This is a genomic window from Thermoactinomyces sp. CICC 10522 (genome assembly GCF_016055075.1).
GTDB classification, from domain to species: Bacteria; Bacillota; Bacilli; order Thermoactinomycetales; family Thermoactinomycetaceae; genus Thermoactinomyces_A; species Thermoactinomyces_A daqus.
In genome coordinates, this window is the sequence record NZ_JAECVY010000006.1 from 105710 (window position 1) to 131917 (window position 26208).

Genomic DNA, 26208 nt, shown 5'->3' on the forward strand with positions numbered 1-26208 from the left:
TTTCGCTCTTTCAAGCCAAACGGTTCCCCTGTATGAATCAAGTTTCCATGCTCCTCAGCTTACCCTGTGGACACCTCTGTCTGCGCTTCGATCAGTTTTCGCGTATACCGGGAGAGAGCCTTTCGTTCCAGTACACCCCACAAGCTAGACGTTCCGTAATAAAGGGCGGTTGCGACCGGGGCTGACCAAAGAATAAAAAGAGCGATCCCGGCCATCAGGAAAAAGTTCATTTTCGCCTGACCATTCACATTTGGGGTATACTCCCTTGGAATGAGGGAGACCCGACTCGCCAAACCGGTCAGCAGTGCGATGATCAGCGGCAGCAAATGCCACGGGTCCCGTAAACCAATACTGTCCACCCATGGCACCAGCACGGAGGACGCCTGTGCTCCAAGATGAGAAAATACGGCAAAAACCGCCACGAGAATCGGTGACTGCAACAGGGCATTTAACAGCATGGAGAAAGGATTGAATTTATGTTTTTGCATCAGGTTTGCGATCTCCCCGCTCAGTTCTTCCTTCGAGCCGGTCCATGTTTTTTGCAATTCAGCCGCTTTCCGGGAAAAAACAAACTGACTGGCCATCAAGCGGGCGGTTCTGAGCGAAACGGGAATCAGGCAAACGCGTACGAGCAGAGTAAAGAAGATCAGCGCCAACCCCCAGTCGCCCAGCCACTGATACAGCTGGTCAAACGCGGGCTGAAGCAAATGCGCCAACTTTTGAATGATTGTCCAATTCGTCATCCGGATTCCTCCTCGTTTTTTTATGAAAACAAGGTGGAATCCATCCGTCCTTCCCCATCGGCATTTCCCATCTTCATGCGAGTGACGAGAAGCCAGCTTTCACGCGAAGGCAAACATTGCCGTTCACGGGGAAGTATTGCTTTGCTGGCGCAAGTCGGCTGAACCCGGGTGTGTGAAAAATGAAACTGAAACCGGACCGACCATAAAAAAGCACAAGCGGTCAGCAACAGCAGAACACATTCAAATGCGGAAAGGTCCCAGTCCAAATTTCGCCACCCCTTTCATCCTATCGTCGTTTATCATTATAACCCGGAATTTCGGGAAGGGCTACAATTCTTTCTCTTTCCCTGCATAAACCAGACGTTTTGAATCAAACTACATTCGTAGATTCTTACTTAGGAGGGTCGTTCATGAAACGCGTTGCCATTGAGTCAGGTCTTACCCCCATCCGCGAATACTTAAGCCGGGAAGGATTCCAAGTGGAAGATCTGAACAACAGCACGGCCAATCAAAATCAAGGCCAATACTCCGCGATTCTCATTTCCGGGAAGGACCGGAACATGATGGGCATGGAAGACATCGTCCACAATTGCCCGGTGATCAACTGCGACGGGCTTACACCCGAACAAGTATGCGATCGATTAAACCGGCTCCCCCAATGAGAATAAATGCCTGTTTTAAACGTTCGAGGCTGTTGACCGATCAGATCAGCAGCCTCGAACGTTTTTTCGCTTCCAATCTCCTGCTTAAAAACCGGGGGTCGGTACCGGCGTCACAGGGGTTGGCGACGGATCGGGATTATTGTTGCGGGCAGGAGGATCCGGCGGCAGTCCATAACGTTGTGATCTCAAAAAGCGCTTTAATTCCCAGTATGCTTCCCGGTTATGATAAAACGCCTGGCACAGCAGGTAGTAATCGGGATGCTCAGGACTGCAAACATACTTTTGCAAATCAATCCACCTCCTGTTCAATTCTTCACTATTGTATGTTCGTCTTATCCGCAATGAGCCTGGGCCAAAATGCCTTCGCCGTCCGGAAGCTGTCGAACACTTAAACAGAAGGGATTGTGGGATTTTCCGCAGCAGCCTTTTGCTCTTTGACAACGGATGCGATCCAGCGGGAAATCAGGGGATGCGGCAGATAGGTTTTGCCGGAATATTGCACATCAAGCCCCTGCAACCGACCGGGGACCACCTTTCTCGTAAAATAACCTTCGCTCAAGAACAGCGGGAGCACAATGACGCGGGAAAAGGTGCGACGCAATGCTTCCGCTTTTTCCCGGACGCTGTCGGGATGCAGGGTGGCGCATGCAGTCTTCCGGAAGCCCATTTTTTCCTGAAGTTGCCTGGCCAGGCTGTTCATACTGTTTTCCCATTTCTCCTTAAAGCCGGGAAGTTCACTTCCGTGCCCAACCAATAACAGCGCTTCCTGCTGCGGCTGTTCAGAAAGTTCACGGGCACGTTCGAGCAAGATTTCCGCAATCAAGGGATGATCGTCCATCGCGTCCGTCATCCGGACTTGCGCCTTGATCGGCAATCTCTCTCCCTCTGTTTCAATCTGCGGCTCGGACACCAGCCCCAAATAATATCCGATCTCTACGATATGCGTACTGCCGGAAGAAACAAACAGCGGAACAGCGATGATCTCGGTGACTCCCGCGGTTTCGAGCGCCCGGATCCCGTCCAATATCGTCCGTCCCTCCACCATTTCCAGAAAACCTGTCGCCACAGGCAGGTCCACTTCCACCCGGCTTACCGCTTCATCCACCAGTTGGACCCATTCCGGTTTACTCGATCCGTGAGCGATGACCAGAATCCCTCTTTTTCCCACGATATCACCTCATCCTGGCTAAACTGTGAGAAGATATTGCCCTGTTCTCAACCCGTAAGGCGCTGGGAGGACTTCCATACCAAGAAGGCAAAAATCAAACTGATCACCCCGCCGATCAGACTGTACGAATAGATGAACAGGTTGGCGAGTCCGTCTGCCGTCAAGAGGCAGATGGCCAGCCAATAGATCAGTCGCGAAAAGGGGTTCCCTCTCCATTCCTGATAGGTGATGAAAAAATATAAGGCGATCAAAAAATAGTGGATGGCCAAGACCGGCATATCCCCTGTATACAGTTGATAAATCCCCGATAAAAGAAAGAAAATGACGATTACGATATGAAAAATCTGCAATCATGAGCCTCCTTTTTCTGCAAACAAGCTTCAACTCGGGTTTTCGCGCCCGATGATCAGCCACGGGGAACCGCTCCCCTCCGTGTTTGCTTTCCTGTTATCCCTGGGTATGCCGGGAAAAGATCAATGTTTTTTTGCGAAAAGGAGCCCGCCTTCATCCGAGGCGAGCCCTCCGAAACAAGAATTTTATTTGATTTCTTCCAGAATGAGTTTGTTGACAAGCTGCGGATTCGCTTTGCCCCGCGTCTCCTTCATCACTTGGCCGACGAGAAAACCGAGCGCCCGGTCTTTCCCGTTTTTAAAGTCTTCGATCGACTGCGGGTTATTGGACAGCACTTTCACGACGATCTCCTTGATCTGGCCTTCGTCGCTGATTTGCGTGAGCCCTTTTTCCTTCACGATTTGTTCCGGATCTTTCCCGGTTTGCAGCATTTCCTTGAATACTTTTTTCGCGATTTTGCTGCTGATGGTTCCGTTCTGGATCAACTTGATCATCCCGGCCAGATGAACCGGCTTCATTTTGATTTCGCCGATTTCTTTTCCCTCAGCGTTAAGGTATCCGAGCAACTCGGTAATGATCCAGTTGGAAGCGGTTTTCGGATCCGCTTTTTCCATTACGGTCATGTCGAAATAATCGGCCACCGCTTTGGATCCGGTCAGGATGGCCGCATCATAATCCGACAGCCCGAACTCACGCATATAGCGCGCTTTGCGGGCATCCGGCAGTTCAGGAATCGAACGGCGGATCTCTTCTTTCCACGCTTCGTCGATGTGCAGGCGAACCAGGTCAGGTTCCGGGAAGTAGCGGTAGTCATGCGCTTCCTCTTTGCTTCTCATCGTTTTGGTGCGGTTTTCGTTTTCCAGCCAGCGCAGCGTTTGTTGTACCACCTGTTCACCGCGATCCAACAGTTCCGCCTGGCGCTTTTGTTCATATTCCAAAGCCCGTTCCACGTTGCGGAAGGAGTTGAGGTTTTTCATTTCCGTTTTGGTGCCGAACTCCGTTTGCCCCACCGGACGCAAACTGATATTGGCATCACAGCGCAGCGAACCTTCTTCCATTTTTACATCGGAGACGCCGGTATATTGGATGATCGTTTTCAATTTTTCCAGATAAGCCCGCGCTTCAGCCGGCGATCTCAGATCCGGTTCGGAGACGATTTCGATCAGCGGAACTCCGACGCGGTTAAAGTCGACCAGGGAGCCTTCTCCGTTTTCAATGTGGTTGAGCTTCCCGGCATCTTCTTCCAAGTGCAGACGGGTGATGCCGATGCGCTTTTTCTCCCCGTTCACTTCGATCTCAATCCAGCCATTTTTTCCGATTGGCTGGTCATATTGCGAGATTTGGTACGCTTTGGGCAAGTCCGGATAAAAATAGTTTTTCCGGTCGAACTTGCTGTATTCGGCAATCTCGCAATTTAAGGCCATCGCCGCTTTGATCGCGAAGTTGACCGCCTCGCGATTGAGCACGGGAAGAACTCCCGGATGCCCCAGGCAAACCGGGCAGGTATGGGTATTTGGCGGCGCACCGAATTCGGTGGAACAGTTGCAGAAGATTTTCGTCTTGGTGGAGAGCTCAACGTGAACCTCCAGTCCGATTACTGTTTCATATTTGCTCATGCCTCGATCCCTCCCAACGGCGGAACGGGTAAGCGTTCCGTTGCTTGCTCATAAGCGTGCGCCACACGCAGGATCGTCGACTCGTCAAACGCTTTGCCGATCACCTGCAATCCGACCGGAAGTCCGTCCGCCAGACCGCAGGGAACGCTGATCGCCGGCAATCCCGCCAGGTTGACCGGAATCGTCAAAATGTCGTTCATATACATGGTCAGCGGGTCATCCATCTTTTCCCCGATTTTGAAGGCGGTTGTCGGGGCGGTGGGGCCGACGATCACATCCACTTCTTCAAAGATGCGTTCAAAATCCTGACGGATCAAGGTGCGGACCTTTTGCGCTTTGAGATAGTAAGCATCATAATAACCGGAGCTGAGCGCATAAGTCCCGAGCATGATCCGGCGCTTCACTTCCGGGCCAAAACCCTGGCTCCGTGTTTCCAGGTACATGTCCAGCAGATTTTTGCCGGGTTTGCGTACTCCGTATCGCACTCCGTCATAGCGGGCCAGGTTGGAAGAAGCTTCCGCCGGAGCGAGCAAATAGTAGGTGGCGACAGCATACTCGGAATGCGGCAGCGATACCTCCTTGATGGTGGCTCCCATCTGTTCCAGCTTTTGAATTGCCTCTTCCACACGTGCGCGGACGCCGGCTGACACGCCTTCCCCCATCATTTCCTTTGGCACCCCGACGGAAAGACCCTTGATCTCCCCGGTCAACGCACTCAAATAATCAGGAACCTCCACATCGGCGGAAGTGGAATCTTTCACATCCAAGCCGGAAATCGCTTGCAGCACATAGGCGGCATCCTCGACATTTTTCGTCAGCGGGCCGATTTGATCAAGCGATGAGGCGAAAGCGACCAAACCATACCGGGAAACGCGTCCGTAAGTAGGCTTCAGCCCGACCACTCCGCAAAATGCTGCAGGCTGGCGAATCGAACCACCCGTATCCGAACCGAGTGCAAAATAGACTTCGCCTGCTGCGACAGCTGCGGCAGAACCCCCGCTCGAACCGCCGGGAACCCGTTCCAGATCCCATGGGTTACGCGTCAGCTTGAAAGCGGAATTCTCCGTCGAAGACCCCATTGCAAACTCATCCATGTTCAGCTTGCCCATGGCGATTGCGCCGGCCTCATTCAACTTGTCCACCACTGTCGCATTGTAAATCGGCACATAATTGGCGAGCAGTCTGCTCCCGCAGGTGGTCGTCACTCCTTCGGTACACAAGTTATCCTTTATGCCCGCCGGCAACGCGGCCAAAATCCCCCGCTGATCCTCTGCGGCCAATTGCTCGTCCAACTTGGCGGCGCGCTCCATGGCCCCTTCCTGATCGACGAGGAGAAAAGCGCCCACCTCTTTATCTTTCTGTTCAATCTGCCTGAGCGACTCTTCTGCCAGATCCCGCGCGGAAAGTTCCCGGCTGGCAAGCCGCTTATGTATTTCTTTGAGCGATTCTCTTAACAGCGACATCGTTCTCCCCCTTACTCTTCAAATACTGCCGGAACGCGGAACATGCCATCCTGCTGATCCGGTGCGTTGGCCAAGGCTTTCTCACGCGGAAGCGAGGGCATCACTTCGTCTTCACGCAAAACGTTTGCCATCGGAAGCACATGGCTCGTCGGTTCCACCTGCTCCGTCTCCAATTCATTCAATTTCTCGGCGAATTGCAAAATATTGCTAAGCTGAACCGTATATTGGTCCGCTTCCTGTTCGGTCAGTTTCAAGCGGGCCAAGGCAGCCACTTTTTGCACTTGTTCTTTTGAAATCGTCATCGTTTCACCTCCGAAATTCGCTCAATCGGTACATTGGAAACCTATTTCCAGTCTTCCCATTCAAATCTTTCAACAGTATAGCACAAAACGGGCTGATTCCTCATCATACCCTTGCGACAAAATGGCAAATGGGTAGAGTTAGAATATATTTTTGTGTCGAAATGTTGAAATCTTTTCAGTATAATAAGTATAATTCCATTATTTTTATCGAATTTATGAAATCAGGAGGGCTCGGACGTGAAAAATCGTTGGATTTCGATCCTCGTTTGGGCTGCGATCTCCGCCCTCGGCGCAGCAGGTTTCGCCATTTTGGCCCTGCACCGGGGCGAATCGGTCAACGCCATGTGGCTCATCGTCGCCGCCATTTGCACTTATGCAGTCGCTTATCGGTTTTATTCCCGTTTTATGGCCAGAAAAGTTTTTGAATTGGATGACAATCGAAAAACTCCGGCAGAAATTCATAATGACGGAAAAGATTTTGTGCCGACCAACAAATGGATCTTATTTGGACACCATTTTGCGGCGATCGCCGGGGCCGGACCGCTGGTAGGGCCGATTCTGGCTGCCCAGATGGGCTATCTCCCGGGAACCTTATGGATTATCGTCGGGGTTGTCCTCGGAGGAGCCGTACAGGATTTTATCATCTTGTTCGGGTCAATGCGCCGCAACGGCAAATCGCTTGGGGACATGGCCCGCGAAGAAATCGGTCCGGTCGGCGGATTTACTGCGATGTTTGCCATCCTGGGCATTATGATCATCCTGATTGCCGTCCTCGCATTGGTCGTCGTGAAAGCGCTCGCAAACAGCCCGTGGGGAATGTTTACCATCGCCATGACGCTCCCGATCGCTTTGTTCATGGGACTGTACATGCGGTATATCCGCCCCGGCAAGGTGCTGGAAGTATCCCTGATCGGCTTTGTTCTGCTCTTGCTCGCTTTATACGGCGGCCAGTATGTTTCCCAGCATCCTTCGCTCGCAGCCCTGTTCACGTTTGACGGAAAGACGATTGCCTGGATGATGATCATCTACGGCTTTATCGCTTCGGTTCTGCCCGTGTGGCTGCTGCTGGCTCCTCGCGATTACCTCAGCACGTTTCTCAAGGTTGGAACGATCGGGGCTTTGGCGCTCGGAATTCTGCTGGTGATGCCGGATTTGCAGATGCCTGCGTTTACCCGTTTTATCGACGGAACCGGTCCCGTTTTCGCCGGCAATCTGTTCCCGTTTGTGTTTATCACCATCGCCTGTGGTTCCATCTCCGGATTCCATGCGCTGGTCTCTTCGGGAACAACGCCGAAAATGATCATGCGCGAATCGCATGCGCCGATGATCGGCTACGGGGGCATGCTGACCGAATCGTTTGTCGCGATCATGGCTTTGATCGCCGCCTGTGTCTTGACGCCGGGAACCTACTTTGCGCTGAACAGTCCCGCTTCGGTGATCGGCACGGATCTGGCAACCGCCGCCCATACGATTTCCCAATTTGGCGACATCTTTAAAGTCACGCCGCAAGATCTTCAGCAGTTGGCGCAATCGATCGGGGAAAAAACCATCCTGTCCCGCACAGGAGGCGCTCCGACGCTGGCGATTGGAATGGCCACCATATTCTCGAGCATCATCGGCGGCAAAACAATGATGGCTTTTTGGTATCATTTTGCCATTCTCTTTGAAGCCGTCTTCATCCTGACCACCATCGACGCCGGAACGCGGGTGGGGCGTTTCATCCTGCAGGACTTGCTAGGCCGCTTTGCCCCCAAACTGGGCAAAACCGACTGGTACCCGGCCAACGTCCTGTCCAGCGCGCTCATCGTCGCCGCCTGGGGATATTTCCTCTATCAGGGTGTAGTCGACCCGCTTGGCGGGATTAACACGTTATGGCCGCTGTTTGGAATCGCCAACCAGATGCTGGCGGTCGTCGCCCTGGTCGTCGGCTCAACCATATTGATCAAAATGGGCAAAACGGCTTACTCCTGGATCACCATCGTCCCGCTTGCCTGGCTGACGGCAGTAACCATGACAGCCGGCTGGCAAAAGCTTTTCCATGAAAAAGCGTCGATCAGTTTTCTGAAAGCGGCCGATGTCTACCAAAAAGCAATTTCCTCCGGACAGGTGCTGAACCCGGCCAAGTCGGTCGAAGAAATGCAAAGAATCGTGCTGAATAATCAGATCGATGCCATTCTTACTGCGATCTTCATGATTTTGGTGGCCGTGATCGTCATTGATGCAATCCGCGTCTGGTACAAAATCCTGGTCAAGCGTGAAAAGCTTCCATTAAAAGAATCTCCCTATATCGGCCGTCAATCCGGGGTGATCGGGGGATGATGCGCATGAATGGCGATCAGGCCTGCCCCAAATGGAAACGGGCTTTCCGAAAAATCGCCTATGTGCTGAATGAAATCGCGGGAGTGCCCAACTATGAACGCTATCTGGAACATTTCCGGAAAGCTCATCCGGATGAAACCCCGCTGACCGAAGCGGAATTTCACCGGCGGGCCATCGACGAAAAATACGGGGGAGGCTCTATCCGCCGCTGTTGTTAACCTTTCTCCAACCTCTTCTTGCATAAAAAGAATCCCGGTCTGAGATGATGTAAGTAGAGGAGGAGAAAGAATGGCCGGATTGTTGCTTAAATTGATCATCTGTCCGCTCGTCGTAATCTTCGCAGACCGGGTCCTGAGCGAAGTGTACTTCTTTAACATTTATCAGGCCATCGTGACCGGCGTTTTGCTCGCTCTGACGGGGCACTTGATGGAAATCATCTTTCTCAGGCGCGGGCGTCTTTGGGAAAATAACGTCCTCGATTTCATTTTCGCTTCGCTGATCGTCTATTTTGTCGGCCAACTGCTCCCAGGCGCATATGTCAATGTGTTTGGCGCTCTGGTGACAGGATGGCTGCTAGCCGTGACGGAACATTTTCAGCACCGCTGGTTGCTTCGGACTGGCAGGACGCAAAAAGAGCTTGCTTAAAAGCGCAGCAAAAAACCAGGCCCTGAACCGCCTGGTTTTTTGTCATTTCAGATGTGCCCCGTTTTCCGACTGTTGCTTCGTCTCTCCCGCCTTTTCATGATCTTGTGCCAGTTTCACCGGTTCCGGCTTTTTCTCCTCATCCTCGCTCAAAATCCCGTTGGTGGCTTTTTTAAACTCACGTATGGATTTGCCGACAGCCCGTCCCAGTTCGGGAAGTTTTTTCGGGCCGAACAAGATAAGAGCGACGACGAAGATCAGAATCCATTCAATTCCGCTGATACTCACTCTCTTCCCTCCTTTAAGGGACAAGTCACAACATTTCTATTTTATTATATACCGGAAACGGTTACACCCAAAGGAGGGAAATCTTATCTTGGAGAAAAACCATTTCGGGAACGCTGCTTTTTGCGATACCACTGGAACAGGAAATAGAGCAGAAGCAGCACACCGGCGACAATGGCCGCATCATCGGTGTAGGGAGCGGCGATCTCCTCGATCTCTTTCCAACTACTGCCCAGCTGCATTCCCAGATATAAAAACAGTACCGACCACGGAACAATCGCCAGCGTGGTCAACAGAGTAAAGCGGGACAGCGGCATTTTGGAAATTCCGGCCGGAATGGAAATGGCATGGCGAACGACCGGAATAAAGCGCGCGCCAAAGATCACACCCGTGCCGTAACGGTCAAACCAGGACTCTGCCACATCCAAATGCTTTTTCTTGATCAGGAGATATTTGCCGTACTTCTCCAAAAAAGGGCGGCCGCCGTAATAACCGATCCAGTACAGAAAAACCTGGGCCAGAACCCCGCCGATCGTGCCGGCAATCAGGGCTCCGACAAAATTGATTTGCCCGGAAGCGATGAGAAAACCGCCATAGGCAAGAACGATTTCGCTCGGAATTACCTCAACCATCAGTCCAAGAGCGATGCCGAAATAACCCAGACTGGAAAGCCACTCCAGCACCGAATAGATAAATTGGTCCATTTTCGTATCCCCTTACCTGCCTTTTTCATTGCGATTTTCTGTGAAGTGTCATAATGGTCGGCGGGGCCCCTTCGCTCCCATCTTGGCAATGGTCGCTCAAAGGGGTTTCACTCCCCTCCGAATGTTGTTAATTTTCATCCCGGATTGTTTTAGACAGGGCATAAATGTTTTCTATCATCTTTGATCATAATGGAAGGCAATGTTTGCCGTCCAGCCAATTACCAGAGATGTCACAAACTATTCTATGCAACAAAAAACCCGGGCTTGCCCTTTTCGGGAAGTCCGGGTTTTATCCGGCGCTTTTATTGACCCCTTTTTTCAACGTCTTTTCGCGCTCTCCTGAAGTCAGCGAAAGAGCCTGCATGATCTGCTTCTGCCAATCTTCTTCTTTCAGCAGTTGCTCGTCAAACCGTTTCTGCGTTTGTTTGAGAGAGATGATCTCCTTTTGAATTCCCTCAACCGTTTCGCTGGTTTCACTCCATTGCCGGCTCAATTCTTCCACACGGGTTTCGACACGGAGCAAACCCTCACTCAGCTTGGCAAGATCCGCTTTCATCTGTTCAATGTTGGCGCTTTGTACGTCCAGCCGTTCCATAATCGCATGCAATAAGGACTTTACTTCATCCATTACATCAGCCTCATTCGTTTCCTTTTTATTCCATTATAAAGAAAAAACACAGGCTGTACAGTATTTGTTCTGAATTTTTAATCATCCGTTTTGGATGCAATCGGGAAAGTTCGGGGGCAGCGATTCATAAAAAACCGCACCCGGATTTGGATGCGGTTTTTCGGAGATTGGTTTAAAGTTGCTCAGAGACCACTTGCGCTTGTGTGAACAGCAAGAGGTAGTCGCGTCCGCCTGCTTTGGAGTCGGTTCCGGACATGTTGAAACCGCCGAAAGGATGAACGCCGACCAATGCGCCTGTGCATTTGCGGTTGAAATACAGATTGCCGACGAAAAACTCTTCGCGGGCTTTTTCCAAATGCAGACGGTTGCGGCTGATCACGGAACCCGTCAGGCCAAACTCGGTGTTGTTGGCAATTTCCAACGCATGGTCAAAGTCTTTTGCTTTGATGAAAGCGACTACGGGACCAAAGATCTCTTCCTGAGCGATGCGGGCATCTGGTGCCACATCAGCGAATACCGTCGGTTGAATGAAATAGCCGTTTCCTTCCGCTTTCCCGCCGCCGGTCATCAAGCGCCCTTCTTTTTTCCCGATTTCAATATACTCGAGAATTTTATTGTACGCTTTTTCATCCACAACCGGACCGAGGTCGATGCCCGGCGTTTGCGCTTCGCCGACTTTCAATTGGCTGGTTTTAGCCACCACTTTTTCCAACAGTTCGTCATAAATATCCTGATGTGCAATGACGCGTGAGCAGGCCGAGCATTTTTGCCCGGAGAACCCGAATGCCGATTTGACAATCGTCTCTGCCGCAAAGTCCAGATCACAATCGGAATCGACAACAATGCCGTCCTTGCCGCCCATCTCCGCGATGACGCGCTTGATCCATTTTTGTCCCGGCGCCCGTTTTGCAGCCAATTCATTAATGCGCAAGCCGACTTCTTTGGAGCCGGTGAAGGAAATGAACCGGGTGAGCGGATGGGTTACAAAGTATTCGCCCACTTCGCCGCCGGGACCCGGAACGTAGTTGACCACGCCATCCGGCACCCCGGCTTCGTGCAAGACTTCCATGAATTTCGCGGCGATCACGTTGGTCGGAGTGGCCGGTTTCAGGACAACGGTGTTTCCGGTGACAATGGCCGACGTGGTCATTCCCACCAAGATGGCAAGCGGGAAGTTCCACGGCGGAATGATGGCGCCAACTCCGAGCGGCCGGTAATAAAGATGGTTGTCTTCACCTGGAATGCGCACCAACGGTTGCCGCTCGCTTAAACGGATCATTTCCCGACCGTAAAACTCCATGAAATCGATGGCCTCAGCGGTATCCGCATCTGCTTCCACCCAGCTTTTTCCCGCTTCGAGCACCATCCAGGCGGAAAACTCATGCTTTTTGCGGCGGAGAATGGCAGCCGCCTTAAACAGCAGAGACGCCCGTGCCTCCGGTTTTACTTTTTTCCAGCTTTTAAAAGTTTCATATGCCGTTTGCATCGCTTTTTCGGCCAATTCGGTATCTGCTTCGTTAACAATCCCGATCACTTCATCCACATTGGACGGGTTGATTGATTTTACCTTGCGGCCGGTTTTGATCCGTTCCCCGCCGATAATAATGTCATACTCTTTGCCCATCTCCGCCTTTACTTTCAATAAAGCGGTTTCAAAAGCTTTCCGGTTTTCCTCTTTGGAGAAATCTGTAAAGGGTTCGTTTTTAAATTCGATCATCAGAGGTACCTCCTTTTTAGGCAAAAACCTTTGCGCAACAGGATAAATCGATTGGACCATTCCCGGACGTTTCCATTTTACCTTATTGTCATTAGGTTCATCAATGAGGGAATTATATACCTATTGTTTAATTTCATTTATGAACATATAATGAAAATGGTCTTTTTCACCTAAATAATATGTAATCAATTAATTTTCTCGAAGTGGAGGAATGGGAAATGTCCCTTTCGCGCAAAGTGGTGCTAACGTTGGCTGGAAATAAAGCGGTTACATCGTTTGTCTCCAACTATGGCATGAAACTGGGAGCCGCCCGTTTTGTCGCCGGAGAAAGCTTGCGTGCTGCAATGGACAGGGTCAAGCATTTGAATGACGAAGGATTGATCGTCACTTTGGATCACCTCGGCGAAAGCGTTACCAGCCGTGAAGAAGCCCTCGAAGCAACCCAGGCCGCCATCGACATTTTCGATGCCATCAAAGAAAACGGTGTCAACTCCAACGTATCAGTCAAATTGACGCAACTCGGTTTGGATATCGATCATGCATTCTGTTTGGAGAACATGAACCGGATTGCCCAAAAAGCAAAAGAAACCCAAAATTTTGTCCGCATCGACATGGAAGATACCCCGCGTTTGGATGTGACCATCGACATCTTTAACACACTGGTGGACAAATACGGAAAAGACCATATCGGATTGGTGATTCAATCCTATCTCTACCGATCTGAGCAGGATGTTATCAATCTGGGTAAGAAAAATGTGAATTTGCGCATTGTGAAAGGGGCATACAAAGAGCCTGCCAGCGTCGCTTTTCCGAACAAAAAAGATGTGGATCGCAACTATGTAAAACTGGTTCAGCTTCACTTGCAAAACGGAAACTATACGGCAATCGCCACCCATGACGAAGCGATCATTCATGAACTGAAAGCATGGTTGAAAGAAAACCGGATTCCTGACAATCTCTATGAATTTCAAATGCTCTACGGAGTGCGTAATGGCTTGCAGCGACAACTTGTCAGCGAAGGCTATAAAGTTCGTGTCTACACTCCGTACGGCAAGGACTGGTATCCCTATTTCACACGCCGGATCGCCGAGCGCCCGGCCAACGCCTTTTTCGTGTTAAAGAGCTTCTTCCAAAATTGATCACTTTTTCTGCTTCTGTTCCTTTTGTCGCTATCCTGGGAACGGGGTCGAGTGACTTTTCCTCCTTCCTGTCACCCGAACCCCAAGGACAGAAGCATTTTTTCCATAAAAAAGCAACACAGATCGGCTGGTTTGCCGCAAACTCCTCCTTTTGCGCCCCTTTTCGATTCTAACCGATCGACTCCTTTCATAAAATTTAGCAACTTTTCCAAAAGGAGCGATCGTATGCACCACCCTGATTCACATGCGTTTGAACAGCGCTTTTGGCTTCCGGTCTTAAAAGACCACTGCCAGTTTATCCTTGATGCCCTTTCCCCCGGAGAACAAGAGGAAATTCAAAAGGCTTCTGCCCTGCTGCAAACCTTCTTGCAACTGGCGAAACGGGCGGAAACAGCTGATTTGGAAGTGTGCCAGAAAGCAGCCGAGGAGCTGAGAGAATTTAAATTGCATCTTTTATGCCGGTTGCTTACCGACCAGTTTTCCTTTCATCTTCCCCCTACGTTCATCAATCACATGGTAAATGAGCTGGAAGAATATATGCGCATCCTGTCCAGCCTTCGCCGCGGTCAAACCCCTCCGCCCCTGCACCCGCTGCATCATCACCTGTTGTGGCTGCCGGACGCGGCCGGACACGCCGAAGGACTGCAAATCAACACGGACGGAGTGGAAAAGAAAATCAAGGAAAAGCAGCACCACTTTATCAAAACCTTTGAATCTTTTTATATTAAGGCGGTTGAGTTAACCGGATATCTGCGCACCCGTCTCCATCATTTCCCGTCCCTGGCCCGTTTCAATAAAGAAGTTGAACTGGAAATCATCCTGTTTCAGTCTTTTTTAAAAGAGCTGGTGGAAATGGGACTGACCAAAGAAGTGCTGGGGACGATTGCTCCGCTGATGGCCGACCATATGTATCGGGAAGAATGCTATTATCTGCACAAACTGGCACAAGTTTCTGCCGCCAGGCAACCCAAATGCTCCCCTTTTCCCAAAGAATGAGACGCATCCAATCAAGAAAGGCCGACCGGACATATTTTATTGAAAACAAACAGGAGGAGTCTGCGATGGGCAGCGTCATCAGTAAATGGGAAAACGCTCTTCTCATGCGGCAAGACGAATATGTGGCTCCGCATATCCCGATCACCCACCGGCTGAGTTCGGATACCCTGAAGCACATGCTTCAGTTTTTTCCCTTTGTCTATCTGAAGCCCGACAATTCCTGCCAGGGAAAGGGGCTGATGCGCATCGACCGGCTGGAAAGCGGACATTTTGCACTCCGCGTACGGGATGACGGAACCCGGTCCGTTCACGCATCGCATGCTTCCCTTCTGCAGGCGATTCACCGCAAAAAAATGAACCGCCGACACTATATCGTCCAGCAGGGAATCAACAGCAAAACACTGGGCGGTCGGATGTTTGACATCCGCACTCATCTCATGCGCATCGACGGCCGCTGGGTTGTCGTCGGCATCGTGGCGCGGATTGCCCGCGAAAAGGGATTTGTCACCAACGCCTACAGCGGTGGCAAGTCATACCACGTGTTTCCGCTCCTGGTCGAAAAACTGGGCTATGGCGAAATGGAAGCCCGCTTTCTGATCGATCAAATGATGCATCTTTCCCGCCGGGCAACCAAGCGGATCAGTTCGGTCTATCCCAAATGGTCCGAATTCGGGCTGGATATCGGAATCGATCAGGAGGGGCATTTATGGATTTACGAAATCAATGTCCATCCCGGAACCCTCGTTTTCAAAAACTTAGGCGACGCAGAACACCAACATATTCTGGAAATGCGAAAGCGGGCAGGGTAAACCGGGATTTTCCGGCGAAAATGCGTTGCAGGCCGGGCCATGTCTCCCTGCTCGCCTCCTCATGTTCCGGATGATCGCCCGGTAACCCCCCACGCTCCCCCCATTTTGCTTCACTTTCTTTATGTGTTCTTCTCTTTCAGCGCTTCCAGGTTGACGCATAAGGCGACGAGGCAATGGCACACTAAGAAAAAACAGGGAGGCGATTGATTTGAATCATGTCATGCACCTCATCATCAAATTTCTGCTGACCAGTATGATTTTATATGCCATCCTCGGCTTTATCTATGGCATCGATTCTTCCACCGTGTTGTTGACCAGCGTAATTTTGACCCTGATCGGCTATTTTGGAGATCTCTTTCTGCTTCCGCGCATGGGAAACGTTTTTACGACCGTGTCCGACTTAATCCTTTCTTTTATCGTTGTCTGGGCGTTGGGAACCTGGCTGTTTGACAGGGACATCGGTACGCAGGATTACCAAACCAATCTCGTTCCGCTGTTCCAAATCTCTCTGGTGATCGCGATCGTATATACCGTTGTTGATTGGTTTTACCACCGGTGGCTGTTTAAATATATGGGGAGAAAAGAAGTTTTTTCGCGATAAAAAATCCCCCGGCCGTCGTGGGCAGGGGGAGTCGGTGATTAACAAACATACTTCTCGGCATCGATAATCCGGGCGGCGATGTTCCGTTTGACAGCCACTTCATTGATCGGCTGGATGCGGGTGAATTTTTTGAGGATGGAAAGTTGGGTTCTCAGTGTATCCCCTTCTTCCAAGGCAGCCAATGTGTGGCGGGCAAGGGCATCCACTTTTTGCATCGAATCATAGACAAAGGCACGGGTATAATCGATTTTGAGCTGCTCTTTTTCTTCGCCATTTTTGGCGACCGCTTTTTTGGTACGGAGAAGAACGCTTTCCATGGCAAAGGTCTCAATTGCGATGTCCGCGATATCCCGCAAGATCTCCTGCTCTTTTTGCAATTCTTGTTCATATTTTTGCACAGCCAGCCCGGCAACCATCAGGAAGATTTTCTTCGCATTTTCTACATAATTTTCTTCCGCTTCCAACACCGGTGCCTCTTCATCCGGGAGGTACGGCATCAGTGTGAGCAAATCTTCCTGCAACTCCTGCGCTTTTTGGAGGAAGGGCAATTCGCCTTTTAACGTTTTGCGCATCAGCGTGGCCGGAATGATCAGGCGGTTAATTTCATTGGTTCCTTCAAAGATCCGGTTAATGCGGGAGTCACGGTACATGTTTTCGATCTCGTACTCTTGCATGAAACCGTATCCGCCGTGGATTTGTACCCCTTCGTCCACCACATAATCGAGCACTTCCGATCCGAATACCTTGGCGATGGAACATTCAATCGCCAATTCCCCGATCGCTTTGGCCGCAACGGCACCTTCGGCGTCTTCCACCCCTTCCAGTCCCGCCTCAAACATGCCGGCAATGCGGTAGACCAAGCTTTCCAACGCGTAGGTTTTTATGGCCATGTTGGCCAATTTTTCACGGATCAGTCCGAATTTGGCGATCGGAATCTTAAACTGTTTGCGCTGTTTGGCGTAGTTTGCGGAGATTTCAAGCGCCCGTTTGGAAGAACCGCAAGTTCCCACCGCCAGTTTGTAACGGCCGATATTCAGGATATTGAAGGCGATTTTATGTCCTTTCCCCGCTTCGCCCAAAAGGTTTTCCACCGGAACTTTTGCATCCTGCAATATCAGTGTTCGGGTGGATGATCCTTTGATCCCCATCTTTTTCTCTTCCGGGCCGACGGAAACGCCGGGGAAGTCGCGTTCGACGATAAACGCGGTGAATTGATCCCCGTCAATTTTCGCGTAAACGATAAAGACGTCGGCAAAGCCGGAGTTGGTGATCCACTGCTTTTCTCCGTTCAAAATGTAATATTTTCCGTCATCGCTCAAAACAGCGGTGGTTTTCGCTCCCAAAGCGTCTGAACCGGATCCCGGCTCCGTCAGGGCGTATGCAGCAATCTTCGCACCCGTTGCCAGGTCGGGCAGATATTTTTTCTTTTGTTCTTCATTGCCAAAGAAGACAATCGGCAAGGAACCGATTCCCACATGAGCCCCGTGGGAGAGTGCAAAGGAACGTCCCAAGGATAATTTCTCCGTAATCAGGCTGGAGCTGATTTTATCCAATCCGAGCCCGTTGTACTTTTCAGGAACGTCGGCGCCGAGCAACCCCAGTTCGCCGGCTTCTTTCAACAAGCGGACCGTATGTTCAAAACGATGCTCTTCAATTTCCGGAAGCACGGGCAAAACCTGATCCCTGACAAAATCCTCCGTCATTTTCGCAATCATTTTCTGCTCTTCGGTAAATTCTTCAGGGGTAAATACCTCTTCCGGTTCGGTTTGGGAAAGCAGATAAGCGCCGCCTTTGACTTTCTTATTTTCTGCCATATCTATCCCTCCAAATTCGATTTGGTCACCTTCAGACGCGTTCGATGAGCCCGGCCGCTCCCATGCCGCCGCCAATGCACATCGTCACCAGACCATACCGTTTATTGCGCCGTTTTAACTCATTCAAAATCGAAACCGTCAATTTCGCCCCGGTGCAGCCGAGCGGATGACCGAGGGCAATCGCCCCGCCGTTCACGTTGACGATATCCGGATTCAATCCAAGTTCCCGGATCACGGCGATCGCCTGGGAAGCAAAAGCTTCGTTTAACTCAACCAAATCGATCTCATCCAGGCTGACTCCCGTTTTCTTTAACAATTTGGGCACGGCTGCCACGGGCCCGATCCCCATCACATCCGGGTCTACCCCGCCGAGAACAAAGCCGCGGAAGACGGCCAAAGGCTCTACTCCCAGTTCCTCCGCCTTCTCGCGGGACATCACCATCACAGCTGCCGCTCCGTCGCTCGTTTGCGAAGAGTTTCCGGCCGTTACGGTTCCGCCCGATTGAAAGGCGGGGCGCAATTTGCCCAGAACCTCCAGGGACGTATCAGGCCGAACGCCTTCATCTGTATCAAAAACCCGTTCTTCCACCCGCAACTTGCCTTTTTCATCAAAAACATGTGTCTTGACCGTAACCGGGACGATTTCATCCTTGAATTTGCCCTCTTGAATGGCCGCATAAGCTTTTTGATGGCTGACGAGGGCAAACCGGTCCTGATCTTCACGGGAGACATTGTAGCGCTTCGCCACCTCTTCCGCGGTATGCCCCATGGACATGTAGGCTTCCGGCAGATGATCCATCAGCCAGGGATTGGGCGCCGGCTTATAGCCCCCCATCGGCACCATGCTCATGCTCTCCACGCCGCCGGCGATGATGATATCAGCAAAGTTGCACATAATTTTCTCCGCGGCGATGGCAATTGTCTGCAATCCGGACGAACAGAAACGGTTCACCGTCATTCCCGGAACATCCGTGGGCAGCCCGGCTCGCAGCGCTACCAGGCGGGCCATGTTCATCCCTTGCTCCCCTTCGGGAAAAGCACACCCCAAAATCACGTCTTCCACTTCTTTCGGGTCTACCTGAGGAACCCGCCGCATGAGGTCTTTGACCACTTGAGCGGCCAGATCATCGGGACGGGTCGTTTTCAGCGTCCCTTTGTGGGCCTTGCCGACTGCGGTCCGGGCGCCGGCCACAATCACTGCTTCGCGCATGTTCTCTCCTCCCTTTTCTGTGATAATGCGTTGCTGTTGCAGGCCAGGTTGTGGTACCCACCCTCCCTGCGTTCCCAATGGTCGGTCAGAGGTTTACAGGATATGGATTTTTCTCCGGTCAGTTGCGGAGCGGTTTTCCTTTGGCAAGCATGTATTGCATCCGCGCCTGTGTTTTTGGTTCACCGATCAGGCTCAAAAACGCTTCCCGTTCCAGATCCAACAGGTATTGCTCGCTGACGAGCGTTCCTTCCGGAACCGCACCCCCGGCCAAGACATAAGCCAGTTTGCCGGCGATTTTGTAATCGTGCTCCGTGATATAGCCGGATTTCAGGAAACCGTACGCACCGAGTCGCAACACATTGTAACCCGTTTCACCGACAACTGGGATTTTGCGCGGTTTCGGCGCTTTGTAGCCGGCTTTATACAGCCCCAGTGCCACCTGTTTGGCCTCGTAAAGCAAGTGGTCGCGATTGATGGTGATTCCGTCATAAGGTCGCAGGTATTTGTATTTTTGGGCATCAGGCCCGCTCGTGGACACTTTGGCTTGCGCGATCGTCTCAAAAACGTGGTTTACCAACGGCTGCAACGCGACGCGGTCACCGGGGTCAATCCCTTCGGTCCAGCGGAGTAGCATTTCCTTGTTGCCGCCTCCTCCCGGGATCAATCCTACCCCGACTTCCACCAGACCCATATAGGTCTCGGCAGCAGCCTGTATCCTGTCACAGGGCATGCACACCTCGACACCTCCGCCCAAGGTCATTCCATAGGGAGCGGCCACCACGGGGCGATCCAGATACCGGAGGGAACCCATCGCATCCTGGAACTGGCGCACCATCAGATCGATTTCCGGCCAGTTGTAATCTTGCGCCTCCATCAGCATCAGCATCAGGTTTGCACCTACGCAGAAGTTCGGAGCTTCAGCACTGATCACCAAACCGCGGTAATTGGCGCTCACTTCTTTAACCGCTTTCCTAATCATGCTGATGATATCAGCCCCGATCGCCTGTTTGGGCGAGTGGAATTCCAGGCAGGCGATATCATCGCCGATATCGATCAGACTCGCCCCCTTGTTGCCGGCAATCTTTTTGCCCTGCTCTTTGAGACGGGAGAGAGAGATCACCTTTTCGCTTTCATCGACATCACCAAACTTGCCGCCGATGTTGAAAGATTGGACGCGACCCTCTTCCGTCTGGTAGAAGGAAGTCGCTCCGGAGGCGAGCAATTTTTCTACCAGCGGCGGAATCGTCTCCCCTTCTTCCCGCATGCGCGCCACCGATTTTTCAACCCCGATGGCATCCCAGAGTTCAAACGGCCCCAAATCCCAGTTGAATCCCCAGCGCATCGCCCGATCCACGCTCACGATATCGTCGGCGATCTCCTCCAGGTGCTCAGCCGTATAAAGGAGCGCTTTTTTCGTAATAATCCAGGCCAATTTGCCGGCAGGATCATTGGCATAAACCAGCGCCCGTAACTTTTCGGCTTGCGTTTTTCCCCGCTTCGCCTGCTCTAGTGAACGCGCTTTCAATTTTTTGCGCGGGCGATAATCGAGCGTCGCCGGGTCCAGGACGAGAATCTCTTTCCCTTTTTCCGTCTTGACTCGCTTGTAGAATCCCTGTCCTGTCTTCTCGCCCAGCCATTTGTTTTCCACCATTTTCACCAGCAGCGGGGAGACTTGGAATGCTTCTTGTTCTTCCGGGTTCGTCACATTTTCACGCACGTTGTCAGCCACATGGACAAAGGTATCCAATCCGACCAAATCCAGTGTGCGGAAAGTTGCACTCTTGGGTCGACCCATGGCACGCCCTGTTACATCGTCCACTTCATCAGGTCCCAGTCCCAGCTCTTCCATCGCTTTTAGCGTAACCTGCAAACCATACGTGCCGATCCGGTTGGCGATAAAGTTTGGCGTGTCTTTGCAGATTACAACCCCTTTCCCGAGCACCTCTTCGGCAAATGCCTTCATCTCCCGCAGGATGTTGACGTCAGTCAGCTCGTTGGGGATGATCTCCAATAATTTCATATAGCGCGGCGGGTTGAAGAAATGGGTGCCGAGAAAATGTTTTCGGAACGCTTCCGACCGGCCTTCCACCATCTTGTTGATAGAAATCCCGGATGTATTGGAGCTGACCACCGTACCCGGTTTCCAAACGCTTTCTATGCGGGCGAACAAATCTTGTTTGATTTTCAGATTTTCCACCACGACCTCAATAATCCAGTCCACATCCTTCAAGGAATCAAAGTCATCCTCCAGATTGCCCACCTGGATCAGGTCTGCCGCTTCCTTTGTATACAATGGTGAAGGCTTTTCCTTAAACAATCGCTCTTTTCCCTTTTGCGCCAACCGGTTGCGAACCACCCGGTCTCCCAGCGTCAGCCCTTTGGCCTTCTCCTCCTCGGTCAAATCGCGGGGAACGATATCGAGAAGCAATGTCGGAATCCCCACATTGGCCAGATGTCCGGCGATGGCTGCACCCATCACCCCGGCGCCCAGCACGGCAGCTTTTTTTATTCGTTTCAATCGAGCTCCTCCTCTCTGCGGTTTACACCCAGCCATTCCTGTTCATCTGAATGAATAGTCATTCATAAAAAGGTGAGAAAAAAACCTCTCCTGGGCGGATCGGCTTATTTTGGAGAAAAATGTTTACAACATCAGAAATTTTATTTTGTTTGAAATTAATTTCAATAATATTATTTCTCTGTTTTCTCTCTTCGTCAAGGGGTTGCTTCATACTTTTTTGTCTCTTTTACACAATTGCAAATTCAATCTCAACTCCGGAGTACCGGACGTTCATAATTTCTTGTATACCCACACCCAGACCACGACACCGACGACAATCGCCACTGCGAGAGCGATGAGAAGGCGCACTTGGGCATTGAAAAACGGGTCGGGAGACACTGGAGAAGCAGCAGGGGGAGTAACCGTATCATCGGGTTCTGTCATTCCGGGATCATCCGGCTCCGGGTTCGGCGATGGGCTTTGCCCGGCCTGGAAGCCAAGCGAGTCCTTTAAAATCCGTTTCTTTCCGTCAACCGTTCCTGCAAAACGAATCAAAGCCTTATACTGCCCCGGGGCGAGATCGTGAAAAACATAGGATACTTCCGGTGTACTCTGACGGGATACCAGCGCAGAAGCGGCCGGTTTCCCTTTGCTGTCAACCAGGGTAAACAACCAGTCTCCTTTGGCCGAATTCCCGTAGAGCAGTCTTCCGGTCACTCTGATTGCATCATTGTCAGGAGAAACAGCCGCCTTAATCCCTTCGCGGGTAAAAGGACATGAGGCCTGCAAGAGATAATGGCCCGGTCCGATGATCCCGTCAAATTGAACGGTCGATTTCACCCTGCCCGGCTGATTGCCGATTTTGGCAAATGCCACATCGCGATCGGCGGCATAACGAAAGGCCTCTTTGGTGACAAGATCAACATAAGTCCAACTTCCTTCCACATTTAACCCGTTTGGCACGTCCAGCCGGGCATAGAGGTAAAAGCGCTCTGCAGCCAAATCATACGCCACACTGCAGCGGATCGGATAACTTTGTCTTTGTCCATAGGGCGGAGGAGCGGCAAAAGGCTGTTCCGCTTCGGCATGTTTCGGCACGTCACCCGGGCCGGCAGCATCAAAGGTCACCTTTGCCACATATTTTTTGCCCACGGTAAATAAATGTTGGTTAAACACCGCTTCACAGCTGATCCCCTGGCAAGTCGACACTGTCTGTTTGCCAACACCGTCAATGACATACGTCCAAGTTCCGTTTATTTCAGCATCTTGCCCGACATTAGTCAGTTCGGAGCGAACCACGACCCCCGGGCCCGGCTTTGAACCGGCAATCGTCACTTTGATCCCGGCTGGCCGTGTCTCAGCCAGTACCGGAGGCCAACTGCCCAAAACCAAACAGCAAAGGAGCATCAACACAGCAAAGAACCATCCGGCCAGTTTCCATTTCATCGATCCGCCTCCTCGATTTTTATTCAGAATATTTTATATATTATATTTATTATACCATGTTATTCTACTTAATGATTAAATGAAACCTGTTTAAGGGAAATGATTCCAAAAAAAGAAGTGCCGGTGAGCACTTCCACAATTAATGAAAATCCGATTTTGCGTTGAGGTTATGCATGTGGCGTCCGGGTGGTCCGGGGACGCAACGCCGGCGTCTGCGGAATAAATCCCTTCACCAGATATGCCGCAAAAACAACCCACCAAAGATAATTAAGGAACAAAAAAACAAGCCATTTTTGCCAGATCTCCAAAAAAGACAGCAGATCAAACGCGACAAAATATGCCGGAAGAATTGCTAACTGGGCCCGATCTCCCAATGTTTCAGCTAATTCCCAATAATATACTTCCTCCACCTTCAGCAATTTGTCCCGAAAATAGATCCCTACTATCGGGCGAACGCTGGAATAATAGAAAAAGCCGGGAATCCCTAACAACCGACGGTTGATCGACATAAAGATATAGGTCGCAATCAGAAGTAAAAGATAGGCCATGTGATCCCCCCGTTGCTACACCACCGATAAGTAGGCAAATGAAAAAGCAGTACTCAATTTGCATGCGATTGAAGATTCCTCATTCCATTACCCGACCAGCTCCAAACGCGGTAGGGAAAGAGCCCTTCCCGGACAATGGGATTTCCCGCTTTCATCCTTGATTTCACGATTCATCAAAATGCCTTGTCCATGTTATTATTCTTTGTCCCGATCCCCCTTCCTTCAAAGGAACTGACAAAATTCGCTAAAAATACCCAAAATCCGCTTGTGTCTTCCGTGAAAATGTGTTCCAGGGCGGTCGCCGGGTACTGTTACCCTCCCGAATTGGTGATACATTTATTCCCTGGTTGTGTTTGACAAGATGATCGATTCCGGGCAAGGGAAACAGAAAAAATCCATTGTTCCTTTGAGGCAATGGATTTCCTTCCTATGTATTCATCTTCATTTGGTAACATTCAGATTTTAACACATGTTTTGATTGGGAGAAAGTTCGTTTATTCAGCAATAACGGTTAAATTCACCGCGACGCTTGCTTTTCGTCTTCCTGAATCACTCGATTGCAGGAATGTCAGGATTTTTTGCCACTCCATTCGTTTGCAGATCCTTCCCCTTCAGCCCGATATTTACACCAAACCCGATTGAGTCCTTCATCCTTCTTATTACTATTTATAAGTGAAAGAACATTTTCTTTGATCCCGTTTTTTTCCCCAAAGCGTGAGGATATGAAAAGTCGCATAAATTCCCGATTTCGAGCGATACGCCCGATTATACCGCCTCATCACTTCCGTCAGCACATTTCGCTGCAAAATAAAATTTTGTTTGCTTTCGCTGTAACTTTCCCCGGCAGCTTTGATCCGCTCCAGCAAGGTGCGGCAATCTTCGTATTCGATCCGCTGCCAGCACTCTTCCGGTGTCACATCCGACAAACCGGCCCCGTCAAGCAACTGCACCCATTCCTCCGCAGTGCGAAACGGGAGAAAATGCCTTTGCGGGGGCAACTCCCATTCAAGCTCCACTTGCCTGAACGTCGCCTGCAGCTCCTGACACGTTTCGGGGCCAAAAACGGTCATGCCGTACCAGCCTTCTCCGTTCAGCATCTCTCTCACTTTTGCCAGCACCCTTTCCGGAGCTTGCAGCCAGTGACCCATCAGATTGGTGATAACCAGGTCAAACATACCGAGACCGGAAAGATCATCTTCTTCCACATCAGCCGCAACAAACTGAACGCGTGCAGAAGCAACCCGTTCCCGAGCCATCTCGATTCGCCGGGGGGACAAATCGAGCGCAACCAGCTCTGCCCGGGGGAAATATTCAAGCAACAATTCGGTAAAATAGCCTGTCCCGCAACCGAGATCCAGGATGCGGCCCGGATCAAACACCCGATCTTTTAAACTGAACAGAAGGCGATGGGCCATCCTTTTGTAAACAACCAGGAATTCGTCATATGAAATAGTTCGGTTCATCTGGCGAATGAATTGTTTTTTATTGATTTTCAAGCCCTTTCGCCCTCCATATCACGTACTTATTTTATCACGGCCTTTTTTTCTCCAATCAGTAATCAAACTCCTGCCCTGGTTCAATAAAAATGATCATGATTTGCGGGTACAAGCTGAAAATGAAAGCGAAGTGAAATCAGAGGGTCGTGGCGCCCCGCTGACCGCCATTCAAAACGGGGAAGATCATGCGTGGGGCACCACGGCCTGACCAGCAATGCACCTTTTGCACAAAAAATCTTTTTTATCCCGAAAATGCTTTATAGTTTGCGCTGGAAAAACTGGCGCAACGTTTCGGCGGCGTGTTCCAGCGTGGCCAATTCCTCGGCGGAGAAATGAAATCTGCCTTCTTTGCCCTTTAATTCATATGTACCGCTGATCCAATGGTCAACAGCGGCCGGCTGGTACTTGATCCCCACAGTTTCGATCTCACCGGAAAGCCAGGAAGTGGGCCGGAAGTGAATGATTTGGAAACCGTCCTTTTCCTTTCCCGTATAAGCCTCATTATGATGTTTAAATCCCAGACGGGCAAATCCATCAAGGAAATGGCCCTGAAGCCCCGAAGCATAGACATCGACTATATCGCGATCTTCAGCATCGACACCGCTTTTGATTTCCAGATCCGTTTGGAAGAAAAAGCGCGTATTCACGGAAGAAACGGGGAGGTGGCGGGGACAGACAAATTCAAAGGGGTATTCTCTTAATTCCTCCGGCTTGATCACCACATCTTCTTCAAATACGGTGATCTTTGCCACCACTTCATTGACATCAACCCGCTGTCCTCCGCTCGGATAGGCAGATGCAAGGCAAAAATGCACCCTCAGCCCTTCCATGACTTGTTTTACTTCACCCCCCTTGAGGACGATCTTTCCCGTCACCGGTTCTCCCATCGTCAAGTTCTCCCGGTCCAGCACCAAATCGACCTGGGCCGCTCCAAAGCCAAGGGAAGCCAGAAAATTTTTGATCACGAGGCTCATCCTTTCAGTCGCTGGAATAAATCAGTTGGAAAATTGATAGCCCATATATCGTATCACAGAATCCCGTTTCAAATAACT

Annotated in this window: 27 protein-coding genes; 8 read left to right on the forward strand and 19 right to left on the reverse strand. The window is 50.9% G+C overall.

The features are described from left to right. Positions 1 to 59: 59 nt before the first annotated feature. Entirely contained in the window at positions 60 to 743 is a 684-nt protein-coding gene (locus tag I8U18_RS10505; protein WP_033100077.1) for a YidC/Oxa1 family membrane protein insertase, read from the reverse strand. A gap of 410 nt (positions 744 to 1153) precedes the next feature. On the opposite strand from I8U18_RS10505, the gene I8U18_RS10510 reads away from it, so the two are divergent. After that, positions 1154 to 1405, forward strand: a complete 252-nt coding sequence (locus I8U18_RS10510) for a YkuS family protein (RefSeq protein ID WP_033100075.1) — start codon at positions 1154 to 1156, stop codon at positions 1403 to 1405. Between the two features lie 84 nt (positions 1406 to 1489). Here the strand turns inward: I8U18_RS10510 and I8U18_RS10515 are convergent, their stop codons facing one another. From I8U18_RS10515 to gatC, 6 genes are all read right to left on the reverse strand, one after another. Continuing rightward, positions 1490 to 1693, reverse strand: a complete 204-nt coding sequence (locus I8U18_RS10515; RefSeq protein ID WP_033100074.1) for a hypothetical protein — start codon at positions 1691 to 1693, stop codon at positions 1490 to 1492. Between the two features lie 100 nt (positions 1694 to 1793). After that, on the reverse strand, positions 1794 to 2573 hold the full coding sequence (locus tag I8U18_RS10520; protein WP_033100073.1) for a sirohydrochlorin chelatase: 780 nt from the start codon (positions 2571 to 2573) through the stop codon (positions 1794 to 1796). A gap of 47 nt (positions 2574 to 2620) precedes the next feature. Continuing rightward, positions 2621 to 2923, reverse strand: a complete 303-nt coding sequence (locus I8U18_RS10525; RefSeq protein WP_033100072.1) for a hypothetical protein — start codon at positions 2921 to 2923, stop codon at positions 2621 to 2623. Positions 2924 to 3109: 186 nt separating this feature from the next. Beyond that, positions 3110 to 4540, reverse strand: a complete 1431-nt coding sequence (gatB, locus tag I8U18_RS10530) for an Asp-tRNA(Asn)/Glu-tRNA(Gln) amidotransferase subunit GatB (protein ID WP_198055852.1) — start codon at positions 4538 to 4540, stop codon at positions 3110 to 3112. Beyond that, the gene (gene gatA / locus I8U18_RS10535) at positions 4537 to 6003 is read right to left on the reverse strand and encodes an Asp-tRNA(Asn)/Glu-tRNA(Gln) amidotransferase subunit GatA (protein ID WP_198064746.1); all 1467 of its coding nucleotides are present in this window, start codon (positions 6001 to 6003) and stop codon (positions 4537 to 4539) included. Before gatA ends, gatB begins: the two co-directional genes overlap by 4 nt. Before the next feature lie 11 nt (positions 6004 to 6014). After that, entirely contained in the window at positions 6015 to 6305 is a 291-nt protein-coding gene (gatC, locus tag I8U18_RS10540; RefSeq protein ID WP_198064747.1) for an Asp-tRNA(Asn)/Glu-tRNA(Gln) amidotransferase subunit GatC, read from the reverse strand. Between the two features lie 237 nt (positions 6306 to 6542). Here gatC and I8U18_RS10545 point away from each other — a divergent pair, with 237 nt between their 5' ends. The 3 genes from I8U18_RS10545 (at position 6543) to I8U18_RS10555 (ending at position 9269) form a co-directional block, all read left to right on the forward strand. Further along, entirely contained in the window at positions 6543 to 8624 is a 2082-nt protein-coding gene (locus tag I8U18_RS10545; protein WP_033100068.1) for a carbon starvation CstA family protein, read from the forward strand. Beyond that, on the forward strand, positions 8621 to 8842 hold the full coding sequence (locus tag I8U18_RS10550; protein ID WP_232330909.1) for a YbdD/YjiX family protein: 222 nt from the start codon (positions 8621 to 8623) through the stop codon (positions 8840 to 8842). The genes I8U18_RS10545 and I8U18_RS10550 overlap by 4 nt, the downstream gene beginning before the upstream one ends. Before the next feature lie 70 nt (positions 8843 to 8912). Then, complete coding sequence (locus I8U18_RS10555) at positions 8913 to 9269, forward strand: DUF2512 family protein (protein ID WP_033100067.1); 357 nt, start codon at positions 8913 to 8915, stop codon at positions 9267 to 9269. A gap of 42 nt (positions 9270 to 9311) precedes the next feature. Here the strand turns inward: I8U18_RS10555 and I8U18_RS10560 are convergent, their stop codons facing one another. The 4 genes from I8U18_RS10560 to pruA all read right to left on the reverse strand — a co-directional run bounded on the left by I8U18_RS10560 (position 9312) and on the right by pruA (position 12603). Continuing rightward, positions 9312 to 9554, reverse strand: coding sequence for a twin-arginine translocase TatA/TatE family subunit (locus I8U18_RS10560; protein WP_033100066.1), 243 nt, complete (start codon positions 9552 to 9554; stop codon positions 9312 to 9314). A gap of 83 nt (positions 9555 to 9637) precedes the next feature. Next, positions 9638 to 10255 carry an undecaprenyl phosphate transporter UptA gene (gene uptA, locus I8U18_RS10565; RefSeq protein ID WP_033100065.1) on the reverse strand — a complete coding sequence of 206 codons (618 nt, stop codon included), beginning with the start codon at positions 10253 to 10255 and terminating at the stop codon, positions 9638 to 9640. Positions 10256 to 10544: 289 nt separating this feature from the next. After that, positions 10545 to 10883, reverse strand: a complete 339-nt coding sequence (locus I8U18_RS10570; protein ID WP_033100064.1) for a hypothetical protein — start codon at positions 10881 to 10883, stop codon at positions 10545 to 10547. Positions 10884 to 11055: 172 nt separating this feature from the next. Further along, positions 11056 to 12603 (reverse strand): L-glutamate gamma-semialdehyde dehydrogenase, encoded by a 1548-nt coding sequence (gene pruA / locus I8U18_RS10575; protein WP_033100165.1) that lies wholly within the window; start codon positions 12601 to 12603, stop codon positions 11056 to 11058. A gap of 215 nt (positions 12604 to 12818) precedes the next feature. On the opposite strand from pruA, the gene I8U18_RS10580 reads away from it, so the two are divergent. The 4 genes from I8U18_RS10580 (at position 12819) to I8U18_RS10595 (ending at position 16145) form a co-directional block, all read left to right on the forward strand. After that, on the forward strand, positions 12819 to 13739 hold the full coding sequence (locus tag I8U18_RS10580; RefSeq protein WP_198055850.1) for a proline dehydrogenase family protein: 921 nt from the start codon (positions 12819 to 12821) through the stop codon (positions 13737 to 13739). 225 nt (positions 13740 to 13964) lie between these two features. Next, positions 13965 to 14735, forward strand: a complete 771-nt coding sequence (locus tag I8U18_RS10585; protein ID WP_033100062.1) for a DUF2935 domain-containing protein — start codon at positions 13965 to 13967, stop codon at positions 14733 to 14735. A gap of 65 nt (positions 14736 to 14800) precedes the next feature. After that, positions 14801 to 15544: a YheC/YheD family protein gene (locus I8U18_RS10590; protein ID WP_198055849.1), complete on the forward strand. Its 744-nt coding sequence runs from the start codon at positions 14801 to 14803 to the stop codon at positions 15542 to 15544. A gap of 208 nt (positions 15545 to 15752) precedes the next feature. After that, the gene (locus I8U18_RS10595; RefSeq protein ID WP_052154020.1) at positions 15753 to 16145 is read left to right on the forward strand and encodes a DUF2512 family protein; all 393 of its coding nucleotides are present in this window, start codon (positions 15753 to 15755) and stop codon (positions 16143 to 16145) included. 38 nt (positions 16146 to 16183) lie between these two features. Here I8U18_RS10595 and I8U18_RS10600 read toward each other — a convergent pair whose 3' ends face one another. The 8 genes from I8U18_RS10600 to I8U18_RS10635 form a co-directional block, all read right to left on the reverse strand. Next, the gene (locus I8U18_RS10600) at positions 16184 to 17959 is read right to left on the reverse strand and encodes an acyl-CoA dehydrogenase family protein (RefSeq protein ID WP_033100060.1); all 1776 of its coding nucleotides are present in this window, start codon (positions 17957 to 17959) and stop codon (positions 16184 to 16186) included. A 31-nt stretch (positions 17960 to 17990) separates the two neighbouring features. Further along, positions 17991 to 19169: an acetyl-CoA C-acyltransferase gene (locus I8U18_RS10605; RefSeq protein ID WP_198064748.1), complete on the reverse strand. Its 1179-nt coding sequence runs from the start codon at positions 19167 to 19169 to the stop codon at positions 17991 to 17993. A 118-nt stretch (positions 19170 to 19287) separates the two neighbouring features. Beyond that, positions 19288 to 21687 carry a 3-hydroxyacyl-CoA dehydrogenase/enoyl-CoA hydratase family protein gene (locus I8U18_RS10610; protein WP_033100058.1) on the reverse strand — a complete coding sequence of 800 codons (2400 nt, stop codon included), beginning with the start codon at positions 21685 to 21687 and terminating at the stop codon, positions 19288 to 19290. 58 nt (positions 21688 to 21745) lie between these two features. Then, on the reverse strand, positions 21746 to 21898 hold the full coding sequence (locus I8U18_RS10615) for a hypothetical protein (protein ID WP_160173815.1): 153 nt from the start codon (positions 21896 to 21898) through the stop codon (positions 21746 to 21748). Positions 21899 to 21957: 59 nt separating this feature from the next. Continuing rightward, entirely contained in the window at positions 21958 to 23112 is a 1155-nt protein-coding gene (locus tag I8U18_RS10620) for a hypothetical protein (RefSeq protein ID WP_198064749.1), read from the reverse strand. A 167-nt stretch (positions 23113 to 23279) separates the two neighbouring features. Further along, positions 23280 to 23660, reverse strand: coding sequence for a hypothetical protein (locus tag I8U18_RS10625; protein WP_033100055.1), 381 nt, complete (start codon positions 23658 to 23660; stop codon positions 23280 to 23282). A 662-nt stretch (positions 23661 to 24322) separates the two neighbouring features. Further along, positions 24323 to 25156, reverse strand: coding sequence for a methyltransferase domain-containing protein (locus tag I8U18_RS10630; RefSeq protein WP_198059086.1), 834 nt, complete (start codon positions 25154 to 25156; stop codon positions 24323 to 24325). Between the two features lie 257 nt (positions 25157 to 25413). Beyond that, positions 25414 to 26121, reverse strand: a complete 708-nt coding sequence (locus I8U18_RS10635; protein ID WP_198064750.1) for a sporulation protein — start codon at positions 26119 to 26121, stop codon at positions 25414 to 25416. Between the last annotated feature and the right edge of the window lie 87 nt (positions 26122 to 26208).

Coding starts and splice junctions, on each gene's coding strand:
- uptA (WP_033100065.1), bottom strand. CDS start 10,255: ATGGACCAATTTATCTATTCGGTGCTGGAGTGGCTTTCCAGTCTGGGT.
- gatB (WP_198055852.1), bottom strand. CDS start 4,540: ATGAGCAAATATGAAACAGTAATCGGACTGGAGGTTCACGTTGAGCTC.
- I8U18_RS10605 (WP_198064748.1), bottom strand. CDS start 19,169: ATGCGCGAAGCAGTGATTGTGGCCGGCGCCCGGACCGCAGTCGGCAAG.
- I8U18_RS10580 (WP_198055850.1), top strand. CDS start 12,819: ATGTCCCTTTCGCGCAAAGTGGTGCTAACGTTGGCTGGAAATAAAGCG.
- I8U18_RS10550 (WP_232330909.1), top strand. CDS start 8,621: ATGATGCGCATGAATGGCGATCAGGCCTGCCCCAAATGGAAACGGGCT.
- I8U18_RS10600 (WP_033100060.1), bottom strand. CDS start 17,959: ATGGCAGAAAATAAGAAAGTCAAAGGCGGCGCTTATCTGCTTTCCCAA.
- I8U18_RS10615 (WP_160173815.1), bottom strand. CDS start 21,898: ATGAAGCAACCCCTTGACGAAGAGAGAAAACAGAGAAATAATATTATT.
- gatC (WP_198064747.1), bottom strand. CDS start 6,305: ATGACGATTTCAAAAGAACAAGTGCAAAAAGTGGCTGCCTTGGCCCGC.
- I8U18_RS10555 (WP_033100067.1), top strand. CDS start 8,913: ATGGCCGGATTGTTGCTTAAATTGATCATCTGTCCGCTCGTCGTAATC.
- I8U18_RS10510 (WP_033100075.1), top strand. CDS start 1,154: ATGAAACGCGTTGCCATTGAGTCAGGTCTTACCCCCATCCGCGAATAC.
- I8U18_RS10570 (WP_033100064.1), bottom strand. CDS start 10,883: ATGGATGAAGTAAAGTCCTTATTGCATGCGATTATGGAACGGCTGGAC.
- I8U18_RS10585 (WP_033100062.1), top strand. CDS start 13,965: ATGCACCACCCTGATTCACATGCGTTTGAACAGCGCTTTTGGCTTCCG.
- gatA (WP_198064746.1), bottom strand. CDS start 6,003: ATGTCGCTGTTAAGAGAATCGCTCAAAGAAATACATAAGCGGCTTGCC.
- I8U18_RS10620 (WP_198064749.1), bottom strand. CDS start 23,112: ATGAAATGGAAACTGGCCGGATGGTTCTTTGCTGTGTTGATGCTCCTT.
- I8U18_RS10590 (WP_198055849.1), top strand. CDS start 14,801: ATGGGCAGCGTCATCAGTAAATGGGAAAACGCTCTTCTCATGCGGCAA.
- I8U18_RS10505 (WP_033100077.1), bottom strand. CDS start 743: ATGACGAATTGGACAATCATTCAAAAGTTGGCGCATTTGCTTCAGCCC.
- I8U18_RS10625 (WP_033100055.1), bottom strand. CDS start 23,660: ATGGCCTATCTTTTACTTCTGATTGCGACCTATATCTTTATGTCGATC.